This is a genomic window from uncultured Capnocytophaga sp. (assembly GCF_963525585.1).
In the GTDB taxonomy this organism is placed as follows: Bacteria; Bacteroidota; Bacteroidia; order Flavobacteriales; family Flavobacteriaceae; genus Capnocytophaga.
Genome location: NZ_CAURLX010000002.1, coordinates 13,736 through 35,866, shown reverse-complemented (window position 1 = coordinate 35,866; position 22,131 = coordinate 13,736). Strand labels below are relative to the sequence as shown.

Here is a 22,131-nt window from a genome sequence, read left to right as displayed (position 1 = left end):
TATGAAGAACGATACAGACAGTTATAAAGATCTTTCTAAGTTAAAAGGGAAAAGTATTTTACTATGTATGCCCAATTACTTTAATATATATGAGTTATTCGCTGAAAATATTAAAGCTTTGGGAATGGAACTTATCCTTATAGTTCCTCCTGTATTCTATTATAAAAGATGGAGGGATAGAATGATTAATTTTCTTAGAAAAGTATTTTTAGGAGATAGACAATATAAGAATAAACTGATAAAACAATTTAATATTGAATATTTTCTCGATAAGACAACTAATATTGAATCTAAAAGTATTGACTATATGCTTTTTGTGCAACCAGATCTTGTCACTGATAATCAGATAGGGAAACTTTTGCGTATAGGAAAGAAAAATATTGCTTATCATTGGAATGGATTAGAGCAATATCCTGATAGAGAGGTTTTTGATAATATTGGTCAGTTTGATACATTTTATGTTTTTGATCCTAAAGACTACCAGAAATATAAAGAAATATACCCAAATATAAAATTAAGTCATAATTTCTTTTTTGAAAATATAGAGAATACAATCACAGTAGAGAACATAGAGAAAAAGGCTCTTTATGTAGGAAGTTATTTTGAAGATAGAATAAAAAATGTTATTTTTGTAGAAAAATTATTAGATAAATATAATATTCCTACAGATATTGAATTAGTTTATAAGGATAAGAGACCTTTTTTATCGAATAAAAATATAAAAATTACTTCTGAGAAAATAAATTTTATAGATTACTTAAAGAAAGTACAGAGGTCTAAGATTCTTTTGGATTTCAAGTTGGGACACAATGGTCTTTCTTTCCGTTTCTTTGAGGCTCTAAAGTATGAGAAAAAGATTATTACAGACAATTTTTCAGTAAAGGAATATGATTTTTACAACCCTAATAATATTTTTATTCTACATAAAGATAATTTAGAGAACTTGGAAGCCTTTTTGCATTCAGATTATCAAAAATTACCTCCTGAATTGGTAGAAAAGTATTCTTTCAGTTCTTGGATATATGATTGTTTGTGTGGATAAAGAAAATAAAAGTCAATATTGTGAATATAAATAATACGAAAAAAAACAGAGAGTATTCTTTACTAAAGGAAAAAAAAATCTTATTATGTATGCCTGATCATTTCAGCATATATGAAAATTTTTCTCAAGGTATGAAGGAGGTTGGAATGGACTTGAAACTTATACTTCCTCCTAATTTCTTTCATTATAGAAAGAAGAAAGAAAAGATAATTAATTTTCTGAGGAAAACATTTCTCTTAGACAAAAAATATAAAAACAAGCTAAGAAGGCAGTTTGATATAGATTGTTATAAAGAATGGGTTAAGGATATACCAGAAAAAAGTCTTGATTATGTACTTATTATACGTCCAGACCTGATTCCTCAAGAAGCTTTACAAGATTTATTAAGATTAGGAAAAAAAACAATAGGATATCAGTGGGATGGACTCAATATATATCCAGAAGTATTTGCTTGTATTCCAATGTTTGATACTTTTTATGTGTTTGATCCAGAAGATTATCAAAAATACAGAGAGACTTATTCAAATTTGCGACTGACTCATAATTTCTTTTTTGAGGGAGAAGAGGTCACAAATAAGACCTATAGAAATGAAGGTGTTTTCTATCGAGGAAGTTATTCACCTTCTCGAATAGAGGACACAACTCTTGTGGTTAATGAATTAGCTAAATATGATGTTTTTATCGATGTTCAGTTACTTCATTATAAGGATAAAAGACCTACTATAAATAATAGAAATATAGGATTGTTTGATCAGCAAATAGACTTTGGAGAATACTTAGAAATGGTTAAAAATGCTAAAATCCTTTTAGATTTTAAAGCAATAGGGCACAATGGACTTTCTTTGCGTTTTTTTGAATCTTTAAAGTATGAAAAAAAGCTAATTACCAATAACGCCTCTGTTGTTGATTATGACTTCTACAATCCTAATAATATTTTTATTCTACATAAGGATAGTTTAGAAGACTTAGAAAAGTTTATACGTTCTGATTATGAAAAACTCCCTACTGAGGTAGTAGAGAGCTATTCCTTCAAAGCTTGGTTATATGATTGTCTTTTGGGCTGATATCATCTCTACATTGTAGAATCATAAAGGTACATACCATAAACAAATTGGCAAATTGTCCTGTAATAAACATATCGAAAACTGATTGAAAAGCTAAGATAGTAATGACAAAAAAGGAGAATATTTTTCTCCTTTTTTCAGCAAAAAAATAAGGAGAAAAGTAAATGAATAATAGCAGACAAAGCCCTATAATGCCAAATTCCATAGTGGTTTGTATATATTGGTTATGACTATCTACAAAATCTGTAGGTTGCCAAAAATGCTTAAAAGTTTCATCTAAGCTTTCTGTTCGGGCTTTGTTAAAAGCTTCTTGAGCATCATTGGCTCCCCTTCCTAATATAGGAGCTTCCATAATAACCTCTTTGGCTGTTTCCCACAAAAATAGGCGTGGTTCTCCCTTTATTTGTTCTTCAGAAATACGTTGATGATGGGTGACTTTATTATATACAAAAATTGAAAGTATTCCTATTACAATCAGGGTAACATATTTATTTCTTTTCCAAACCTCTCTTAAGCAAATACAAGAAATAATAAATAGAGACATCAAGAAGCCACTTCTACCTTCAGAAATAGATAAGACCCCAAAAATAAATAGAAAACTTAAAATATATAATCCCAATTTCCATTTTTGTAGCATTTTGTATTGATTGGATACAATATACCATATGCTGATAATAGCCAAATTCATATAGACATTATATACCATATGATTATTCACAAACAGAATACGAGCATTATAGAAGGAAAACATCTTATTCTCAGACATTATAAAGGAGGAGATTCCTATCTTGAAAAAGATTAAATATATGATTGAAGCAACAGCACTAATAATAATTGTGTTAAGATAATAACTCAATTTGTGTTTGTTATTAAGTCCCAAGAACCCACAAAGAGCAAGCCCCGATAGGCAGATTCTATTTCTTAATAATAAATGAGAATAGGTCGAGCTATTCTCAAAAGGTTGATAGATGAAAAATAAACAGAAAAAAAGAAAAACAACACTATAATAGATTCTTATTTTATCAAATTTGAAAGAGAGATATCTTTTATTGTAAAAAAAATCTACGCAAAAGGTAATAGTCAAGGCATACCAAACATCTCTGTAATTTGATATATAGGTAACGCTTATAGCCAATAAAAATAAAGATATAGCCACTGGTAAGTAGCTGATAATATTACTAAAAAAGTCTTTGTTTAGTTTCATTAGTTTTTTCTTTGGAATATATTATAAATATTTTTCTTGAATTATATAAGCAGGTCTTTCTTTGGTTTGCTTGAATATTTTTCCTATATACACCCCAATAATACCTAAAATAATCAGTTGTAAGCCTCCAAAAAAGACAATAGTCATAATAAGGGATGCCCAACCAGAGATTTCTGAACCATTGAGGAAAGAATAAATCACATAAGGTACGTATAACACTGAAAGCAAGGAAAAGAAAAATCCTAAGAATACTGCAAAATATAGAGGCTTCACACTGAAAGAAGTAACTCCACTAAGGGCTAATTGGAACATTTTCTTTAGAGTGTATTTGGTTTCTCCTGAATAACGAGCCTGAGCTGTATAGGGTACATATACTTGATTGAAGCCTACCCAAGGAACGATACCTCGTAGGAAAGGCTCGTTTTCTTTCATTTGACGGATTACCTCTACAACAGATTGGTCAAGTAGGCGGAAGTCAGCTGAACCTTCTTTTATTTCAATGTCTGAGAGTAAGTTCAGTAGTTTATAAAATTGTTGGGAACTCTTGCGTTTTTTCTTTGGAATTTCTGCAGGGTAGGTACGCAGAGTAGCTACCACTTGGACACCCTCTTCCCATTTATGCACTAAGGTAGGAATTAAAGAGGGAGGATGTTGCATATCTCCATCCATTGAAATAACTGCTGGAGCATCTGCATAATCTAGACCTGCTTTTACAGCTAATTGGTGTCCAAAATTGCGGGAGAAAGAAAGGTATTTTACTCTTGAGTCTTCTTTGGATAATTGTTGGAGGACAAGGAGTGATTGATCGCTACTACCATCATTTACAAATATCAAACGGAACTCATAGGATGGGAGTTCTTTAGTAAAAACATCCTTAATAGCATTATACAGTACGTGGATATTTTCACTTTCATTATAACAAGGTACAACAATATCTATCTTTTTCATAAAGTAGTTTCTTTGGTGTTTGTAAGTGGTTTTGTATAGTCTAAAAAGCACATTTCCCATACAAGAGTAAGCCATATAAGGGCTACCGGTACAGCTCTGAGAGAATACCGAATGATATAAGGTTCTTTTAAAGGCTTAAAGAGGTCAGTAGGAGAGAGCGAGGCAAGTATAGCCAGAACTAATAAGATATTCTTGAGTATATCATTCTTATTAGGAGTGACCATAAACCAAATTCCAACTCCTACATATGCTATAATATAGGTACTATTTTCTGTTCCTGTACTGAATAAGCAGAGAAATATACTTACTGAAGCTAAGAACATTAGTCTGAATCTTAAGTGTTTATATTGGCTTATCCGAATATAAGGGAAAGTAAAGAGTATCAAGCCCAGTAGTATGACTACTGTGTTGTTATTATAAATTCCTGTACGTTGTAAAAAGCCTAAAAGAGAGAGGTTCTGTAGATTATAAAGAGAAGCATTCATATTCTCACCATTTTTTTCAGAAATGGAAAGAAACCAATCCTGATATTGAGAAATTACATATTCATAGGATGAGAATAACATAGGTAGACAGAAAAGAAGCCCAATCCACAAGAGTCCAGACCATACAAAACGCCATTTATCTTTAGCAAAAAAGAAAAAAGCCAATCCTACAATTCCATAGAGCTTTGTAAGTATTCCAATAACAATAAAAAGGGTTGCCCAATGGCTTTTTCCTTTCTCTATAAAGACAAAAGCTACTATAAGTAAAGCTATAACACTGATATTAAATTGTTGCATAGCTGCAGCGGTATACATATCGTGTGCAGCTATCAGTAAAATACCTATAATTCCTTCCTTTGAGAGTGGTAACTGACGGACTGCCCAGTAGAGAAAAGCTACATTAGCTAATATCCATAAGGCACAGCCCATTCCTGTGGGGAGGAGGGCAAAAGGAGCTATGATAGTACTAAAAAAAATCCCATAATGGTTCATATCCCCATATTCATCAGGGTAGGGGAGGTATAAGGGAAGTTGCTTTATGGTGTGCCAGAATACGCCTTCAAAAATAAGATAGTTATTATACTTTGTTCGTAGGATAACATTTTGGATAACAGTAGCCAAAGCTAAGGCAACCCAAAGGATACCTACAAAGCGTTCGTTATAAAGTAGCTTCTTAAGCATAAAAGATTTTAGTTAGGAATCCATTTTTTTTCAAAATTAGGCTTACGCTTCTCAAGGAAAGCATCACGTCCTTCTTTTGCTTCTTCAGTCATATAAGCCAAGCGGGTGGCTTCTCCTGCAAATATTTGTTGTCCCACCATTCCATCATCAGTGAGGTTCATCGCATATTTTGCCATCTTGATAGCAGTGGGAGACTTCTGTAGAATTTCTTGAGCCCATTGATAAGCGGTTGCTTCTAGCTCTTTATGAGGGATAACAGCATTCACCATTCCCATTTCAAAAGCCTCTTGAGCAGAATAGTTTCTCCCTAAGAAGAAGATTTCGCGAGCCTTTTTCTGTCCTACCATTTTTGCTAAATAAGCAGAGCCATATCCAGCATCAAAGCTAGCTACATCAGTATCTGTTTGCTTGAAGATAGCGTGCTCTTTGCTAGCCAAAGTAAGATCACATACTACGTGTAGGCTGTGCCCTCCTCCTACAGCCCAGCCTGGGACAACAGCAATGACTACTTTCGGCATAAAACGAATTAAACGTTGAGCTTCAAGGATATTTAACCGATGAGCACCATCTTCTCCTACGTAACCTTGCTTACCTCGTACGCTTTGGTCACCACCACTACAGAAAGCCCATATACCATCTTTAGGAGAAGGACCTTCGGCTGAGATAAGTACACATCCTATAGAGGTATCTTCAGTAGCGTCCTTAAGGGCGTCTATGAGTTCTGAAGTAGTACGAGGTCGGAAAGCATTCCTTACCTCAGGACGATTGAAGGCAATACGTGCCACTCCATTACACTTTTTATAGGTAATATCTTGATATTTTTTGGCTTCTTGCCAGAGAATTTCTGTATTCATTATTTATTCAGTAAAAGGGTTATCTACAAACATTCGGTGATAATAGGGAGAATAACTCTTAGAGTTATCAAGTTCTTTGAGAATATAAATTCCAGAGGCATTTGTTCGTGATTGGAAACTTCTTGCCGAAGCGTAGAAAGTTTGTCTCCCTGTGATTTGTTCCAGAGCTTTGGCTAATAAAGTTTCATTAGGATTTCCTAACGGGACTAAGTCTAAGGGATTTTCACTCAGTTCTATAGTGGGGGAGAGACCTTCTTCATAAGCTCCAAACCCGCTAGCATTTTCAGAGCGCATTACAATGGGTTGGATAGCCCATTTGTTTTCAGGGTGTTCTCTATCTTTGATTGTAATAGAAGCTAAGTTCTTCCCTACAGTAGTTTCTCCTATCTGAATTACTTCCATATAGGGCTTTAACCCGTTGATAATGAGTTCAGAAGCAGAAGCAGTGTGATGGGAAGTAAGGATGTATACCCTAGATAAGTTGAGGTTATTGATAGGAGTTCCAAGAATATTATTCTCAAAATAGTAATAGCTTTTCCAAATGCGAGACATCTTAGCATTGGCAGTTTGTTTTATGAAAATTTTTTGTGTATCAGCTCCAGCTATCATACTGGCTAAGTAGATAGCTGTTTGTACACTCCCTCCTGGATTATATCGAAGATCAAGAATAAGTTCTGTAGCTCCTTCTGCCTTGAAAGTACCAAAAACATTGTTCAGCTCAAGATCATATTTGCTTACAAACCCATTATAGACTAAGTAAGCCACTTTCTTTCCCTCTATAGGGATAACTTTATGAAGGAGAATAGGATCTTCTCTCATAGTAGTTTGTAAGATAGTTTTATTCTCTTTAAATGTAAGAGTTTTATTGTTAATGGTATAAAAAGAAAAAGTAAGAGAACTACTCTGATTATTCAAGAGACTATGGTAATTACTATAAGTGAGTTCTTGTCCATCTATTTTTGCAAAAATATCTCCTCGCTTAACTCCTTTTCTTTCAGCATCGGAGTTGGGAATTACATATCTCACATATCCTATAATGTGCCCATTGGAAGTCCAGGCTATACTGTAATCTATTCCTGTACTAAGAATAGAACCTTGTAGGCTTTCTTCTAATTTTTCGTAATTATCTGTGATATAGCTGAATCGGTCTCCATATACCCCTTGTCGATTATATAACAAAGAATTAAATAGCTCACGAGGAGAACGGAAACCTTTAAGATATTTTACATAATTTTCACTAGTGGCATCTGTATTAGCTATTGATTTTTCAAATCGTGTATCGGACAGAGCTGGTACTTCTCCTTGCCATAAATAATACTGATTGAGCCCTTTCCAAATGAAGTCTTTTACAAGGAAATAATCATCAGCAGTTTTTGCTTTCTCAAGAGCAGCCTCTTTTCGCTCTTTACTGAAATGTTGAGGATTATCCTCTACCTTACTACAGGAAAAGAGAATAATGCAGAGTATAAAAAGTATTATTCTTCTCATTTTTATAATGAATTTAGTGTGTTTTTTTATTATTATCTAAAAAAATTATAATAAACCTCATTTTAAATAATGTATAAGCAAGCTTGTTACATAGTCATAACTTTGGATACCTCCTGATTGGGCATTGGCTTTGAGAAAAGTATCATAACTCTCCTTGAAGACAACCTCTAGAGGATTATCATATTGTCTCCAAAAGTTAGAAGCTTCTCTGTAATTTTCTAAGATTCCTTCACGAAGTAGAGCTACCTTTTTTGTGTAATTATCTGGATTGCTCTTTCTAATTTCACTTAAGCAATAGCGCAAGGCAAAAAGCGTACCACTGTACCTGAAAAAGGGTTCTGGGTGGTGATAAGTAGCTAAAAATCCAATAAAATTAGCTTCTTTCTCAGAGGCATATCCCAACTGATGTGCTACCTCGTGCGCACAGACGGTAGGAAAGCTATATTGTATAGCAAGCGAATTCACCTGAGCTTCTCCCGTGAAAGGATTTAGATAGCCACTATACCCCATATAACTAAGCCCTTTACTATACAGAGAGGACTTAATAGACACTCCCTTAAGAATCAATTCAGGAAATTTGTTCCTTATAATCTCATATCCTTGAGGAATTTTGTCATAAATTTCCTTTTGAGTAAAAGGGAAAGAAAGAAGTTCCTCAGGCTTAGTTGAAAGTAAAGAATGGAGTCCGTTAGCCTCTTGTATGAGCTTATCTGTAACAAATTCTAAGTCAGCCTCTGTATAGGATAATTCCCAGCCAAATTGCTTAGATAACGGAACTCTATAATAATTGAATCCCCATAGAAAATAAAAACTACTAATGATAATTGTAATAAATAGTATTATTTTCTGTAAAATAATAAAAGGATTCTTTCGGAGAACTTTGTAGCTCTTGATAAACCAGAAAATACTTCCTATAGGAATCAGAATATAGAGTATATCTCCTACTGAAAAAGGAATTATTCCCAAAACAAAACGACAAAAAGAACTGATATAAGGATAAATTCCTTGGCTATATACCTTTTCTGTAATTTGTTCCTGCGAGCGAAAAAGAATATAAATACACGAAAAAAGGAACAAATAGATAGAAATTCTATATAAAAAAGGATATTTTTGCCTCATTATTTGTTTTTAAGTTCAAAAGAATAAGATTAGACTCTCTTTTTCCCAGCAAAAAGTAGTAATATTCCCGCTATGATAAATGGAATGCTTAACCATTGTCCGGTAGAGAATAATCCTAATGTGTTTTCTATACCTCCTTGGCTATCTTTTACAAATTCTACAATGAATCGGATTGTCCATAAGGCGATTAGGAATACTCCAAAGATAAAATAAGGTTGCTTAGCTTTATCTGTTTTCCAATATAAATATAGAAGAAACCAGAAGAGGATAAAATAGCAAAAAGCCTCATATAGTTGAGCTGGATGTCTATAAGGAATTAAGTTATAAATCTCAACAAACTGTGGGTTGTGAGCAATTACTTCAAACGCTTTCTGAGGTGTATAAGTACCTGTAAGCTCCATTGCCTGGCGCACATCAAAGTCCCCAGATTGTAAGAATTTTACTCCCAATGGGAAGGATTTATCTACTATTTTGCCATTAATCTCAGAGTTCATAAAGTTCCCTAATCGTACAAACATTCCCCCAATAGTGATAGGAATAACAATGCGATCAAGCACCCATGATAGCTTGAATTCAGTATATTTACGGATGTACAAAATCATAGCAATAATGATTCCTATAGCAGCTCCGTGACTGGCTAAGCCTGAAAAACCAATGACTTCAAACTTAGGAGAGAAGCGAAAAGGAATAAGAATTTCACTAAGGTGATACTTAAAATAAGCCCAATCATAGAAAAATACGTGTCCTAATCGTGCTCCTAAAAGGGTAGCTATTGCAACATATATGACTAATGCATCTAGTTTTTCCAAAGATTTTCCTTCATTGAGAAAAATCTTCTTCATAATATAGAAACCTAATGAAAAGGCAATAACGAACATTAGGCTATAGTAACGTATCTGAAAAAAACCTAAGTCCCAGAGGACTTGATTTGGGTTCCAATCCATAAAAAATTAAATTTTTACACGCCAACCAAAAGGATCCTCGGCTTTGTTATACTGGATATTAATTAAAATTTCTTTAATTTGTGAAGCATAAGATTTCTCTATAGTAGGTAATTGGTAATCCTTACCCTTGTAATTGAAAGCAGTTACAGGACTGATTACAGCAGCTGTTCCACAACCAAAAATTTCTTGAAGAGTTCCATTCTCAGCAGCTTCTATAAGCTCTGTAACTGTAATAGGACGTGATTGAAAGTCAATTCCTAATTTGTCGGCTACAGCTAATACACTTTTACGTGTAACTCCATCCAAAATACGCTCTGTAGGAGGAGGAGAGACAAGTGTATTACCTATTCGGAATACCACATTCATTGTACCACATTCTTCTAATAGCTCGTGGGTAGCATCATCAGTCCAGATAATCTGTTGGAAGCCTTCTTCTTTGGCTAAAGCAGTAGGGTAGAACTGTCCTGCATAGTTTCCTGCAGCTTTCGCAAAACCAAAACCTCCATTAGCAGCACGACTATAGTGATCAGCTATTTTTACTTTTACTTCCTTGGTAGTATAATAACTCTGTACTGGAGAGGTAATAATCATAAATCGGTATTCAGTAGCAGGATTAGCTTGTACGCCTTCTGAAGTAGCAATTACAAATGGTCGAAGATATAAAGAATTACCAACTCCTGGTTGTACCCAATCTTTATCTAAAGTTACTAAAGTTTTTAGTCCTTGATCAAATAATTCTTCAGGGAATTCAGGAATTGCCATTCGCCTACAGGATTTATTCATACGAGCATAATTTTCAGTAGGACGGAAGAGAAAAACATTTCCTTTATCATCTTTATAGGCTTTCATTCCTTCAAAGACAGCCTGTCCATAATGGAATACACTCATAGAGGGAGCTACCAAGAAAGGAGCATAGGGCTCTATACGAGGATTTTGCCATTTACCATCTTTGTAATCACATACAAACATATGGTCAGAGAAGATATGTCCAAAAGCTAATTTTGAAAAATCAATATTAGGGAGTTTGCTTTGAGTAATTTTTTTAACAGAGATAGAAAAATTGGAAGTGTTCATTATTTTTTTTCTTGCAAAGGTACTATTTTTTTTTGAGCTTTACATATATTTGCTAAAAAAATATTTCCAACCTTCGATAAGTCTTTTAAATTTAGTATATTTGCCCTCAAAAATTAGGGATAATGAAAGACCTACGAATTATATTTATGGGGACTCCTGATTTTGCAACAGGGGTACTTAAGAAAATGGTAGAGAATGGATTACAAGTAGTCGCTGTAGTAACAGTTGCAGATAAGCCTTCAGGAAGAGGGCAAAAAGTACAAGAATCTTCTGTGAAGAAATATGCTGTTTCTCAGAATATTCCTTTGCTCCAACCTATTTCCTTACGTGATGAAGAATTTTTAAAAGAGCTTCGGCAATTTCAAGCTGATATACAAGTAGTAGTAGCCTTTAGGATGTTGCCTAAAGTAGTCTGGCAGATGCCTAAAAAGGGTACTTTTAATCTCCACGCTTCTTTACTGCCTGATTATCGAGGAGCGGCTCCGATTAATTGGGCTATTATTAATGGAGAAAATCGCACAGGAGTTACTACCTTTCTGATAGATGAAAAAATAGATACAGGTTCAATTCTTCTCCAAGAAGAAATTGCTATAGAAGCAAGAGAAACAGCTGGTTCTCTTCACGATAAATTGATGGAAATAGGATCAGACCTTGTTCTTACAACAATAGAAAAAATAGCAAATGATAAAATTTCCCCCCTTGCTCAGCCCTTGAAGGTTACTAAGGAAGCTCCTAAGATTCACAAAGAAACGGCTCGTATTAATTGGAGAGCTTCGTTGAATTCTATAGATTGCTTTATTCGAGGAATGGCTCCTTATCCTACTGCTTGGACAATATTACACCATCAAGGAGAAGAAATTCCTGTTAAGATATATGTAGCAAGTCCTATAGAGGTAGCTCACGAACTTTCGATAGGGAGTATTCAAGCAGACAATAAATCTATAAAGGTAGCTGTTCAAGGCGGATTTTTGCAGATAGAAGAGCTTCAACTTCCTTCAAAAAAGCGTATGACAGCCAAGGAACTATTAAATGGTTTTCATTTCGGAGATGAAGATATTTTCCTATAATAGAGCTATATTTTTGTAAAATAAAACAAACTAAATGCTAATAAAATAATAAAGTTGCTTGTTTTAGAATATTTTTTGATCAATAATGCACTTTATCTCAATAAAAATACTACTTTTGTACTGTATTTAACGAATTAAGTATTTAATTTTATTTTTTATGAACAAAACAGAACTTATAGACGCTATTGCAGAAGAGGCTGGACTTTCTAAAGCCGATGCAAAAAAAGCTTTAGAAGCTTTCTTGGCTAGCATAGAGAAGACCTTGAAAAAAGGAGATAAAATTTCCTTAGTAGGCTTTGGCTCTTGGTCAGTATCTGAAAAACCTGCAAGAGAAGGAAGAAATCCTAAAACAGGAGAAACTATTAAAATTGCTGCTAAAAAAGTAGTAAAATTCAAAGCAGGAGCAGAACTTTCTAATGCTGTAAACTAATTAAAAACAATAAAGAGAGGCTGTACTTAGAATAAGTACAGCCCTTTTTTTATCCTTTGGCATCAGAGAGGAATTTCTCCAAGCCACTATCCGTAAGAGGATGCTTCAAGAGACCTAAGATAGCAGAAAGTGGAGCGGTGATAACATCTGCTCCTATTTTAGCGCAGTCAATAATGTGCATTGTATGCCGAACAGAAGCTGCAAGTATCTGGGTATTATAGCCATAATTATCATAGATAAGGCGAATATCCGCGATAAGTCCAAGCCCATCATTAGAAATATCATCTAGCCTTCCTATAAAAGGAGAAACATAGGTAGCACCCGCTTTGGCAGCCAAAAGAGCTTGTCCTGCCGAGAATACAAGCGTACAATTTGTACGAATCCCTTTTTCTGAAAAGTAACGAATGGCACGGATACCATCCTTTATCATAGGGATTTTCACAACAATTTGGGGGGAAAGAGAGGCTAGTTTTTCACCTTCAAGGATCATTCCTTCATAATCAGTAGCTATTACTTCTGCCGAAATATCCCCTGGAACTATTTCACATATTTTTCTATAGTGTTCTAGGATATTTTCTTCCCCTCGAATACCTTCTTTTGCCATTAAGGAAGGATTCGTAGTTACTCCATCTAATACGCCTAGATGTTCGGCTTCTTGAATCTGTGCTAGGTTAGCGGTGTCAATAAAGAATTTCATTACTATAATTTTGGGTACAAAGATACTATTTTTCTCCTTAATAACTCTTTTTATAATCAATAAATATATAAATAGATGTTTCTTTAATGTAATTAATTAATTATTAACAAAAATTCATTGTTATAAATTATTTACTTTAATATTGTTTATAATAAAAGTTAATGGTTAAATATTTTTGTATTTCGTTGAAAAACAGTATATTTCATAGTGTTTTGTAGTGTCTAAATTACATATTTATTTAAATATTTATTTTAAAGTTAAAAAAAATAGAGAAAAAATGCTTTTAATTATTATTTTTTTTGTATTTTTGCATAACTAATTGAATTAATATATAAAGATATGAAAGAAAAGTGCTTGTATCTCCTGTTAGGGTTCCTGTGTATAACAGGACTGTATGGGCAGGAACATACTGTGACAGGTGTAGTGAAGGATGAGGCGGGACAGCCTCTTCTTGGTGTCTCAGTATTGGTAAAAGGGACTCAGCGAGGAGTAGATACCGATATAAATGGAAAGTATTCTATTAAGGTGCCTGATGAAAAAGCTGTCCTTGTTTTCTCAATGGTTGGGAGTAAGCCTACAGAACGTAAGGTGGGTCTTAATCGGGAGATTAATATAACCCTTAAGGAAGATGTTACTGAGCTTACAGGGCTTGTTTTTACAGGTTATCAGGAGATTAACAAAAAACTTTTTACAGGTAACTCTCAGACACTCAAGATTGATGATATTAAGCAGGATGGGGTTGTGGATGTGGCTCGTATGTTAGAGGGTCGCTCTGCGGGAGTCAATGTACAGAATCTTTCAGGTACTTTTGGTACATCACCTAAAATTACTATACGTGGAGGATCTTCTATCTTTGGAGATACCAAACCGTTATGGGTGGTAGATGGAGCTGTACAGGAGGAAGTGGTGAATCTCAGTTTTGAGCAATTGGCTTCAGGAGACTCTGCTACGCTGATAAGCTCAGCTATATCAGGGCTTAATGCTAATGATATTGAAAGTATAGAGATTCTTAAAGATGCCTCGGCTCTCTCGCTTTATGGAGCACGTGCGCTTAATGGAGCAGTAATTATTACAACTAAGAGTGGTAAGAAAAATATCAAAACTCAGCTCAACTACCAGCTTGAGGAGTCTGTACGTATGATTCCTAATTACAGCCAATTTGATATTATGAACTCACAGGAAACAATGAGTGTCTATCGAGAATTGGAACAAAAGGGATTCCTATCAGGAGCTACCTATGCTGCTGCGGATCAAGGGGGACCTTATCATATTATGTATCGTAATATTGACACATATAATCCTGCTACGGGCCGTTTTCTACTTGAAAATAGTCCTGAAGCTCGAAATGCGTTCTTACGCAAATATGAGTATGCTAATACAGACTGGTTCAAAACCCTTTTCCGCCCTTCTCTTACTCAGAATCATACTCTTAGCCTCAGTGGAGGTAGTGAGAATGCTACTATATATAGTTCTTTAGGTTTCTTTGTTGATCCAGGTTGGAGTATAGCTGATAAGCTACATAGAATAACAGGAAATATCAAAACAAGTTATAACTTATCTTCTAAAGTAAAGATAGGTGTATTGGCTCAAGGTTCTATACGTAATCAAAAAGCACCAGGTACCTTCTCTCGTTCAGGAAATGTTGTAACAGGGGAGTATAATCGTAATTTTGATATCAATCCTTTTAGTTATGCTCTTAATACTTCAAGAGCGCTGCGCCCTTATGATGATAATGGTGATTACGATTATTATCGTATGAATTATGCACCTATGAATATACTTAAAGAGCTTAAAAATAATTATATAGACCTTAAGGTGATGGAGTATAAGCTCCAAGGTGATTTGGAGGTGAAGTTTACACCTGAATTTAAGTATAAATTCTTAGGATCTGTACGTTATGTTAAAAGTACCAATGAGCACTCTATTACTGAACAGTCAAATGTAGTAGGAGCGTACCGTGCGAATGATAATATGATTATAGGAGAAAGAAATCCTTTCCTGTATAAGGATCCTAATAACCCTTCTCAGCTTCCTCAGGTAGTTCTTCCTAATGGAGGAATCTATAAGCTTGATGAGAATGATCTACAGAGCTATTATCTTCGTAATGCTTTTGAGTATAACAAAACGCTTAAGGATGAGGAAATGAGAGAGTTACACGCTCTTAAGTTCTTTCTTGGGCAGGAGTTCCGTTATACAAATAGAGATAATCAATACTTTGAAGGTTATGGATATCAGTTCAACCGAGGAGGAGTAGTTTTTACAGAACCACTTATGCTACAGAAGGTTATAGGAGATAATTCTCAATATTTTGATAAATCTTTTAGCCGTGAGCGTGGGGTAGCTTTCTTCTCTCAGGCTTCCTATGGTTACCGCAACCGATATATCTTGGCAGGAACACTTAACTATGAGGGTACTAACCAGCTCGGAAGAAGTCGCTCTGCACGTTGGTTGCCTACCTGGAATATCAGTGGTCGCTGGAATGCTTCTAACGAACGTTATCTAGAAGGAAAGCACACTCTTTCCAATCTCTCTTTCCGCCTTAGTTATGGGCTTATAGCTGGATTGGCAAATGCAGGAAATGCCTTACCTATCTTTACTAGTGATATAACTAATCGCTATCGTTCCTCTTATGATGAATCACTTATCCGTATCATATCTTTACAGAATTCAAATCTTACTTGGGAGAAAGTATATGAGACAAACTTTGGTACTGATATAGGTTTGTTTGGAAATAAGATAAATCTTTCTCTTGACCTTTACCAAAAGAACTCAAAGGATCTTATGGATATTGTACGTACTTCAGGTATGGGAGGAGAAATCTACAAATATGCTAATGATGCCTCTATGGTTACCAGAGGATTTGAATTAGTCGTGGATACACGTAATTTCAAAACTGACGATTTTTCTTGGAATACCAGCGTGAACTTTGCTTATTTCAATCAGGAGATTACAGCTTTGGCAAATTCTCTAGCAAGTGTTTTTAGCCTTGTACGTGAGACAGGAGGTAACGTATTGGGAGGAGCTCGTAACACACTTTATTCTTATGATTTCATAGGGCTTAATAATCAGGGAATGCCTATGTTCAACCTTAAGAATGGAAGTACTAACTATCAGGATATTGATTTTCAAGACCGAGACAATATTCTCTCTTATCTGAAAAAAGAAGGTGCTGTGGATCCTAATATTACAGGAGGACTTAGCAATACTTTTCGCTATAAGAATTGGGAACTGAGCTTTTTGATTACAATGCAAGCAGGTAATAAAATACGTAAGGCTCCTCGCTATAGTGCTACAGGATATAGTGACTTAAGTGTATTTCCGAAGGAATTCAAAAATCGTTGGATGGCTCCTGGGGACGAGGCTACTACCAATATACCTGGTATTGTTTCTACTCGTACGCTTAATGAAACAAACAAAGCACTTATTTCAAGAGCTTATAGCGCATACAATAACTCTACTCAACGTGTTGTAGATGGTTCTTTTGTTCGTATGAAGAGTATTTCCCTTTCCTATACTTTCCCTAAAGAAGTACTGGAAAGCTTGAAATTGAGTAACTTGACACTGCGCCTACAGGCAAGTAATCCTTTCCTTATCTATGCACATAAGGACTTGAATGGGCAAGATCCTGAGTTCTTCCGATCAGGAGGAGTTTCTTACCCAATTACCCCTCAGTATACCTTTACAATTAATTTTGGAATATAAAAAATATACTCTTATGAGAAAAAATAAATATATATACTTCATAGCCTTAAGTTTTCTCTTTACGTTAAGTGCTTGTAATAAGATATTGGATGAGCTACCCGATAGCCGTACTGAAATTGACACTCCAGAGGAAATTCAGGAATTCTTGGTCTCTGCTTATCCTAACAGATATTATATGTATATTGCTGAGATTATGAGTGATAATGTAAGTGAAAAAACTTCTTACCTTAATGTATCAGCACTTAATGCAGATATGTATTTTTGGAGAGATAATAATGAAATTGATGGAGAGGATAATACCCCTACCGATTATTGGACATCCTGTTATGCAGCTATTGCTGTAGCTAATCACGCATTAGAATACTATGAGGCTTTGCCAAACTCCTCTAAGTATAACTATCTCAAGGGAGAAGCCTTGGTGGCACGGGCATATGCACATTTTATGTTGGCTTATCTCTGGTGTAAGCCTTATAACCCTACTACTGCAGCAACTGACTTAGGGCTTTCCTATGTAACTACTCCTGAAAAAGAAGTATTTAGGAAGTATACCCGTATTTCCCTGAAAGATTATTACCAAGCTATAGAGAAAGACCTCACAGAGGGACTTCCTCTGCTTGATGATAGTAAATACAAGCAACCTCGTTTTCATTTTACTACTCAGGCAGCGCACGCTTTTGCTAGCCGTTTCTATCTTATGAAAGCTGAATGGGATAAGGTAATTGAACATTCTAATGCCATCTTAGGAAGTCGCCCAATAACCAAACTTCGTAATATAAAAGCAAATAATGCTTTGACTCTTGATGAAAGGAGTGTAGATTATGCTAGTCCTTCTAATCCTGCTAATATCTTGGTTGCAAGCGCTCGTTCTACCCTTGGCTACTACTTTCAGGGTCATAAGTATAGCCTTACGATGAATAAGTTTGGAGAGATTATATCTCCTCGTAATACTCACCCATTGAATTTTTCTAATATCAGTTGGGCAAGTGCTAATTCACCCTTGGATGACGGTCGAGGAAATCTTGTATATCCTAAGTTTAAGTTCTATGATAAGTTCATCAATCGTAGTGCAGGTACCCGTATTTACTATAGTTCAGCAACTTTGTTTTCCTATGATGAAGTGTATCTCAACCGATTGGAAGCTTATTTGATGACTAATAATCTTGATCAGTTCAGGCAAGACCTATATACTTATCTTATTCCTAAGACTCATAATAGTAGTAGGCCTAATCAGGAAAATCCTTTTCCTCGCTTAACGTTCGAGCGTTATCTTACAGAGGCTGCCTTGGATAGGCGTTACCATAATAGAGGTACTGATTTTGACCCTTCTTACTCTCTCACTACTCGACAAAGAGAATGGTTACAAGCAGTGGTGGATATTCGTCGTGTAGAATTTGTTCAAGAAGGCTTGCGCTGGTTTGATAATAAACGTTTAGGAATGAAAGTCGTTCATAAAGATGGAGATAATAATATAGAGTTGCCTAAAAATGATCCACGAAGAGAACTTCAGATTCCTCTCAGTGCATTGGAATTTGGTATAACTCCTAATCCTCGTTAATCCTTAAAATATTATTACAATGAAGAAAATAGTTTATATATTTATATCTCTTATTCCTGCCTTAATGGGTTGTAATAGGGAAAATAGTCTTGATCAGGAAAGTGTCATACAGGATGATACAGACCCTAGGACATCTCTGGACGATTATATTCGCAGTCAATTCATTACTCCTTATAATATAGATGTCAATTACAAATATGTAGATGCTAACTATGATATGGGACGATACCTATATCCTCCTACAGAGAGTAAAGTTCAGCCTTTTCTACAAATGATTAGACGTGTATGGATTGAGAGTTATGAGCAGGTAGCAGGGACTAGCTTTGTTTCCCAAGTGGCTCCCCGCCAGATAGCTCTTATTGGAGGAAGGAGCTTAGACCCTCTTACCCACGAAGAAACACTTGGTTTGGCTGATAATGGTACTAAAATCACTCTTGCTCGTGTAGATTTTTTCGATCCTAATCAGCCTGATGCTGAAAATATAAAGCATATTATCCATACCATTCAGCACGAGTATTGCCATATCATAAACCAGAGGAAGCCATTTTCCCCTAATTTTGGAAAAATAACCCCTTCAGGTTACACCAATACATATAATAATTTCACCAAAGAACAAGCTAATGCTTTGGGATTTATTACTCCATACTCTATGGCTAATCCTTTTGAAGATTTTGCAGAGATGACATCGAATATGCTTCTTAAGTCCAAAACAGAATGGGATACCGCTATAGCTGCCTTATCCGAGACAGGGAAAACGGCAATTAAGAAAAAAGAAGACTTTATTGTAGAATACTTTAGAACTGAATGGAATATTGATTTTTATCAGCTACAACGTGTCGCTCGAGAAAGAATGCAATATTATTTGTAACCCTAAAAATGATACTAAGATGAAGAAAATATTATTTTTATTTGCTCTGGTAACTCTATCTGCTTGTCAGAAGAACGAACCAGACTTACTTCTTGGGAAAAATGCTTCCCAGCGTATAGCTGAAGCTAATGAGCAACTGAAAAATACTCTCTCCCAAGCTCCCAACGGCTGGAAAATGAGTTATTTTCCTAAAAAAAATTCTTATGGTGGCTTTACATTCTTAATGAAATTCACCACCCAAGGACGTGTAACTATGGTCTCTGATTACCCTAATGCAGCTACACCTCAAGAAAGTAGTTACCAAATACAAGAATCACAAGGTCCTTTATTGGTATTCACTACTAAGAACTATATCCACAACCTACTCGAACCTATTGCAGAGGAAAGGTTATATAGTGGGCTTGAAGGAGAATTCCAATTTGCTTATATGGGGAGGGAAGGGGACAAACTTAAGTTCAGAACCCAACGCAAAAATACTCAGCAATTTGTATATCTTGAGCCAGCTACAGCCAGTGAATGGGGTAATATACAAAACCTTAATACATCACTTAATGCTATAGACCATACTTATTATTTAAAAGTAACCTCTTCTGAGGGAACAGAGGACTATTTTGTAAAGCCTAGACTTCGTCTTTTTTCTTTTGTTTCTATGCAGAATGAGGAAAAAGTAAGCAAAGCAGGTCTTATTCCTACAGCTGATGGATTTGCTTTTGAGCCAGCTTTGCAAATAGGGGGGAAGAATTTTTCCAAAATTACAGCTGTTCCTGGGACATCTCCGCAGAACTATACGGCTACTAATGGTGATGTTACTATTGAGTTGAAGCATTTTTCTGATCCTACACTCGAATTTGAATCACAAGGCAATAGAATTACCAATGGAGAAAATGTCTTTATCCTTTTTGGAGGAGAAGACTTCAAGAACTCTCCTTATATGAGTCCAGATTTCTTCAGGGATTTCTTTAGAATAGATGACCAAAGAAAGTTCCTTACTTATGAATTACTCTTTAATACAGATGGTGACGGACCTCTTTTGCGTATAGGGTATCTCCTTCCTGGTGGAGGAACTAATCAGGCTTATTTTGCTTACAAAATTAATTATGAGATTAGAGATAAGAAGATTTATCTTTCTTTTATAGAAGAATATCCGGATGTTGATGAATTCTATCTCGACCCTGCCAATGAGGACCTCTTGGAGTTAGCACGTGAGCGATTAACAAACTTTATTGCTTTAAGCTCACAAGGACTTTATCTCTGGAAAACACCAACAGTGATATTAGGTCCTGTATCTTATATCAAGAGTATCGCACAGCCTAATTATTATTTTCCAGCACTTAGTATGTAATAGATTTCCAAATATTTTATTTAAGGACTATCTTTTTGAAAATTTGATTCTATTGAGAAAAAAATTTGGTGGTTTTACAAAAAATATATAACTTTGTCTCATCAAAAACAAATATCTTTAAATCACTTAAGATAAGAGGATATTAAATATTTTCATACTATGGAATACCGTATAGAAAAAGACACAATGGGGGAAGTAAGAGTCCCTGCTGAGAAGCTATGGGGAGCTCAGACAGAGCGTTCTCGTAATAACTTTAAGATAGGAGTTCCGGCTTCTATGCCTAAAGAGGTAATTTATGGCTTTGCCTATTTGAAAAAAGCAGCAGCCTATGCTAATTGTGAGTTAGGTGTATTACCGCAGGAAAAAAGAGATCTTATTGCTAAAGTATGTGATGAAATTCTAGAAGGAAAACTCGATGACCAGTTTCCATTAGTAATCTGGCAGACAGGTTCAGGGACACAATCCAATATGAATGTGAATGAGGTCATTGCCAATCGTGCTCAGCAGTTAGCTGGAAGAAAAATAGGAGAGGGGGAGAAAGTCCTTCTTCCTAATGATGATGTGAATAAATCTCAATCCTCCAATGATACTTTTCCTACAGGAATGCATATTGCGGCTTATAAATTGGTAGTAGAAAATACAATACCAGGTCTTGAGAAGCTAAAGACAACATTACAGAAAAAAGCAGAAGCTTTTAAGGAAGTTGTAAAAATAGGACGTACACACCTAATGGATGCTACACCTCTTACTTTAGGACAGGAATTTTCTGGCTATGTTTCTCAGTTAGAGCACGGTATAAAAGCATTAAAGAATACCCTTGATCATCTTAGTGAATTGGCATTAGGAGGAACTGCTGTAGGTACTGGAATTAATACACCTAAAGGTTATGATGTATTAGTAGCTAAGTATATAGCTCAGTTTACAGGGCTTCCTTTTGTAACTGCTCAGAATAAGTTTGAAGCACTTGCTTCTCACGATGCTATGGTAGAATCACACGGAGCATTGAAGCAAATTGCTGTTGCTTTGAATAAAATAGCTAATGATATTCGCTTAATGGCATCAGGTCCTCGAAGTGGAATTGGAGAAATACTTATTCCGGCCAATGAACCTGGAAGTTCTATAATGCCGGGGAAAGTGAATCCTACTCAGTGTGAAGCAGTAACTATGGTAGCTGCTCAAGTAATGGGTAATGATGTAGCCATTAGTGTGGGAGCCACTCAAGGTCACTATGAACTGAATGTATTCAAGCCTGTTATTTGTGCTAATTTCTTGCAATCAGCACGGCTTATAGGTGATGCTTGTGTAAGTTTTGAAGAACATTGTGTTGCGGGAATAGAGCCTAATCATACACGTATTAAGGAATTACTTAATAATAGCCTTATGCTCGTAACAGCTCTTAATACTAAGATAGGTTATTATAAAGCTGCTGAAATAGCTAATACGGCACACAAAAATGGTACTACTCTCCGTGAAGAAGCTATTCGATTGGGATATGTAACACCTGAAGAATTCGATGCTTGGGTAAGACCAGAGGATATGGTAGGAAGTCTTAAATAAAATAAATTAA

Annotated in this window: 18 protein-coding genes; 9 read left to right on the top strand and 9 right to left on the bottom strand. The window is 35.3% G+C overall.

From position 1 onward, the window contains the following. Position 1 precedes the first annotated feature (1 nt). Entirely contained in the window at positions 2-1,042 is a 1,041-nt protein-coding gene (locus RYK20_RS00975) for a hypothetical protein (protein ID WP_314894081.1), read from the top strand. An 89-nt stretch (positions 1,043-1,131) separates the two neighbouring features. Beyond that, positions 1,132-2,106 (top strand): hypothetical protein, encoded by a 975-nt coding sequence (locus RYK20_RS00970; protein WP_314894080.1) that lies wholly within the window; start codon positions 1,132-1,134, stop codon positions 2,104-2,106. Here RYK20_RS00970 and RYK20_RS00965 read toward each other — a convergent pair. The 8 genes from RYK20_RS00965 to RYK20_RS00930 form a co-directional block, all read right to left on the bottom strand. Next, positions 2,072-2,872 (bottom strand): O-antigen ligase family protein, encoded by an 801-nt coding sequence (locus RYK20_RS00965; RefSeq protein ID WP_314894079.1) that lies wholly within the window; start codon positions 2,870-2,872, stop codon positions 2,072-2,074. The two genes, RYK20_RS00970 and RYK20_RS00965, sit on opposite strands and share 35 nt — an antisense overlap. A gap of 459 nt (positions 2,873-3,331) precedes the next feature. Next, positions 3,332-4,258: a glycosyltransferase family 2 protein gene (locus RYK20_RS00960; protein ID WP_297977998.1), complete on the bottom strand. Its 927-nt coding sequence runs from the start codon at positions 4,256-4,258 to the stop codon at positions 3,332-3,334. Then, on the bottom strand, positions 4,255-5,424 hold the full coding sequence (locus RYK20_RS00955) for a glycosyltransferase family 87 protein (RefSeq protein ID WP_314894078.1): 1,170 nt from the start codon (positions 5,422-5,424) through the stop codon (positions 4,255-4,257). The genes RYK20_RS00960 and RYK20_RS00955 overlap by 4 nt, the downstream gene beginning before the upstream one ends. 8 nt (positions 5,425-5,432) lie before the next feature. Beyond that, positions 5,433-6,278 (bottom strand): 1,4-dihydroxy-2-naphthoyl-CoA synthase, encoded by an 846-nt coding sequence (locus tag RYK20_RS00950; protein WP_297977996.1) that lies wholly within the window; start codon positions 6,276-6,278, stop codon positions 5,433-5,435. 3 nt (positions 6,279-6,281) lie between these two features. After that, complete coding sequence (locus RYK20_RS00945; protein ID WP_314894077.1) at positions 6,282-7,766, bottom strand: S41 family peptidase; 1,485 nt, start codon at positions 7,764-7,766, stop codon at positions 6,282-6,284. 57 nt (positions 7,767-7,823) lie between these two features. Continuing rightward, positions 7,824-8,885, bottom strand: a complete 1,062-nt coding sequence (locus tag RYK20_RS00940) for a DUF3810 domain-containing protein (RefSeq protein ID WP_314894076.1) — start codon at positions 8,883-8,885, stop codon at positions 7,824-7,826. A gap of 29 nt (positions 8,886-8,914) precedes the next feature. Beyond that, complete coding sequence (gene lgt / locus RYK20_RS00935; protein ID WP_314894075.1) at positions 8,915-9,829, bottom strand: prolipoprotein diacylglyceryl transferase; 915 nt, start codon at positions 9,827-9,829, stop codon at positions 8,915-8,917. 6 nt (positions 9,830-9,835) lie between these two features. Continuing rightward, complete coding sequence (locus tag RYK20_RS00930) at positions 9,836-10,903, bottom strand: branched-chain amino acid aminotransferase (protein WP_314894074.1); 1,068 nt, start codon at positions 10,901-10,903, stop codon at positions 9,836-9,838. 122 nt (positions 10,904-11,025) lie between these two features. On the opposite strand from RYK20_RS00930, the gene fmt reads away from it, so the two are divergent. Both fmt and RYK20_RS00920 read left to right on the top strand, forming a co-directional pair. Continuing rightward, positions 11,026-11,970 carry a methionyl-tRNA formyltransferase gene (gene fmt, locus RYK20_RS00925; protein WP_314894073.1) on the top strand — a complete coding sequence of 315 codons (945 nt, stop codon included), beginning with the start codon at positions 11,026-11,028 and terminating at the stop codon, positions 11,968-11,970. Positions 11,971-12,127: 157 nt separating this feature from the next. Beyond that, on the top strand, positions 12,128-12,400 hold the full coding sequence (locus tag RYK20_RS00920; protein WP_297977990.1) for an HU family DNA-binding protein: 273 nt from the start codon (positions 12,128-12,130) through the stop codon (positions 12,398-12,400). 49 nt (positions 12,401-12,449) lie between these two features. Here the strand turns inward: RYK20_RS00920 and fsa are convergent, their stop codons facing one another. Next, positions 12,450-13,097 (bottom strand): fructose-6-phosphate aldolase, encoded by a 648-nt coding sequence (gene fsa / locus RYK20_RS00915; RefSeq protein ID WP_297977989.1) that lies wholly within the window; start codon positions 13,095-13,097, stop codon positions 12,450-12,452. Between the two features lie 339 nt (positions 13,098-13,436). On the opposite strand from fsa, the gene RYK20_RS00910 reads away from it, so the two are divergent. The 5 genes from RYK20_RS00910 to fumC all read left to right on the top strand — a co-directional run bounded on the left by RYK20_RS00910 (position 13,437) and on the right by fumC (position 22,121). Further along, positions 13,437-16,799 (top strand): SusC/RagA family TonB-linked outer membrane protein, encoded by a 3,363-nt coding sequence (locus RYK20_RS00910; protein ID WP_314894072.1) that lies wholly within the window; start codon positions 13,437-13,439, stop codon positions 16,797-16,799. A 13-nt stretch (positions 16,800-16,812) separates the two neighbouring features. Then, complete coding sequence (locus RYK20_RS00905; protein WP_297978913.1) at positions 16,813-18,354, top strand: RagB/SusD family nutrient uptake outer membrane protein; 1,542 nt, start codon at positions 16,813-16,815, stop codon at positions 18,352-18,354. 19 nt (positions 18,355-18,373) lie between these two features. Then, complete coding sequence (locus RYK20_RS00900) at positions 18,374-19,222, top strand: substrate import-associated zinc metallohydrolase lipoprotein (protein ID WP_297978914.1); 849 nt, start codon at positions 18,374-18,376, stop codon at positions 19,220-19,222. Between the two features lie 19 nt (positions 19,223-19,241). Continuing rightward, positions 19,242-20,564, top strand: a complete 1,323-nt coding sequence (locus tag RYK20_RS00895; RefSeq protein ID WP_314894071.1) for a DUF4302 domain-containing protein — start codon at positions 19,242-19,244, stop codon at positions 20,562-20,564. Between the two features lie 159 nt (positions 20,565-20,723). After that, positions 20,724-22,121 carry a class II fumarate hydratase gene (gene fumC / locus RYK20_RS00890; protein WP_311456611.1) on the top strand — a complete coding sequence of 466 codons (1,398 nt, stop codon included), beginning with the start codon at positions 20,724-20,726 and terminating at the stop codon, positions 22,119-22,121. Positions 22,122-22,131: the final 10 nt, after the last annotated feature.

Excerpts from the sequence above, each read along its gene's own strand:
- RYK20_RS00940 (WP_314894076.1), bottom strand. The coding sequence starts at position 8,885 with ATGAGGCAAAAATATCCTTTTTTATATAGAATTTCTATCTATTTGTTC.
- RYK20_RS00975 (WP_314894081.1), top strand. The coding sequence starts at position 2 with ATGAAGAACGATACAGACAGTTATAAAGATCTTTCTAAGTTAAAAGGG.
- RYK20_RS00910 (WP_314894072.1), top strand. The coding sequence starts at position 13,437 with ATGAAAGAAAAGTGCTTGTATCTCCTGTTAGGGTTCCTGTGTATAACA.
- RYK20_RS00970 (WP_314894080.1), top strand. The coding sequence starts at position 1,132 with ATGCCTGATCATTTCAGCATATATGAAAATTTTTCTCAAGGTATGAAG.
- fsa (WP_297977989.1), bottom strand. The coding sequence starts at position 13,097 with ATGAAATTCTTTATTGACACCGCTAACCTAGCACAGATTCAAGAAGCC.
- RYK20_RS00900 (WP_297978914.1), top strand. The coding sequence starts at position 18,374 with ATGAAGAAAATAGTTTATATATTTATATCTCTTATTCCTGCCTTAATG.
- RYK20_RS00905 (WP_297978913.1), top strand. The coding sequence starts at position 16,813 with ATGAGAAAAAATAAATATATATACTTCATAGCCTTAAGTTTTCTCTTT.
- fumC (WP_311456611.1), top strand. The coding sequence starts at position 20,724 with ATGGAATACCGTATAGAAAAAGACACAATGGGGGAAGTAAGAGTCCCT.
- RYK20_RS00965 (WP_314894079.1), bottom strand. The coding sequence starts at position 2,872 with ATGTCTGAGAATAAGATGTTTTCCTTCTATAATGCTCGTATTCTGTTT.
- RYK20_RS00930 (WP_314894074.1), bottom strand. The coding sequence starts at position 10,903 with ATGAACACTTCCAATTTTTCTATCTCTGTTAAAAAAATTACTCAAAGC.
- RYK20_RS00960 (WP_297977998.1), bottom strand. The coding sequence starts at position 4,258 with ATGAAAAAGATAGATATTGTTGTACCTTGTTATAATGAAAGTGAAAAT.
- RYK20_RS00955 (WP_314894078.1), bottom strand. The coding sequence starts at position 5,424 with ATGCTTAAGAAGCTACTTTATAACGAACGCTTTGTAGGTATCCTTTGG.
- RYK20_RS00895 (WP_314894071.1), top strand. The coding sequence starts at position 19,242 with ATGAAGAAAATATTATTTTTATTTGCTCTGGTAACTCTATCTGCTTGT.
- lgt (WP_314894075.1), bottom strand. The coding sequence starts at position 9,829 with ATGGATTGGAACCCAAATCAAGTCCTCTGGGACTTAGGTTTTTTTCAG.
- RYK20_RS00945 (WP_314894077.1), bottom strand. The coding sequence starts at position 7,766 with ATGAGAAGAATAATACTTTTTATACTCTGCATTATTCTCTTTTCCTGT.
- RYK20_RS00920 (WP_297977990.1), top strand. The coding sequence starts at position 12,128 with ATGAACAAAACAGAACTTATAGACGCTATTGCAGAAGAGGCTGGACTT.
- fmt (WP_314894073.1), top strand. The coding sequence starts at position 11,026 with ATGAAAGACCTACGAATTATATTTATGGGGACTCCTGATTTTGCAACA.
- RYK20_RS00950 (WP_297977996.1), bottom strand. The coding sequence starts at position 6,278 with ATGAATACAGAAATTCTCTGGCAAGAAGCCAAAAAATATCAAGATATT.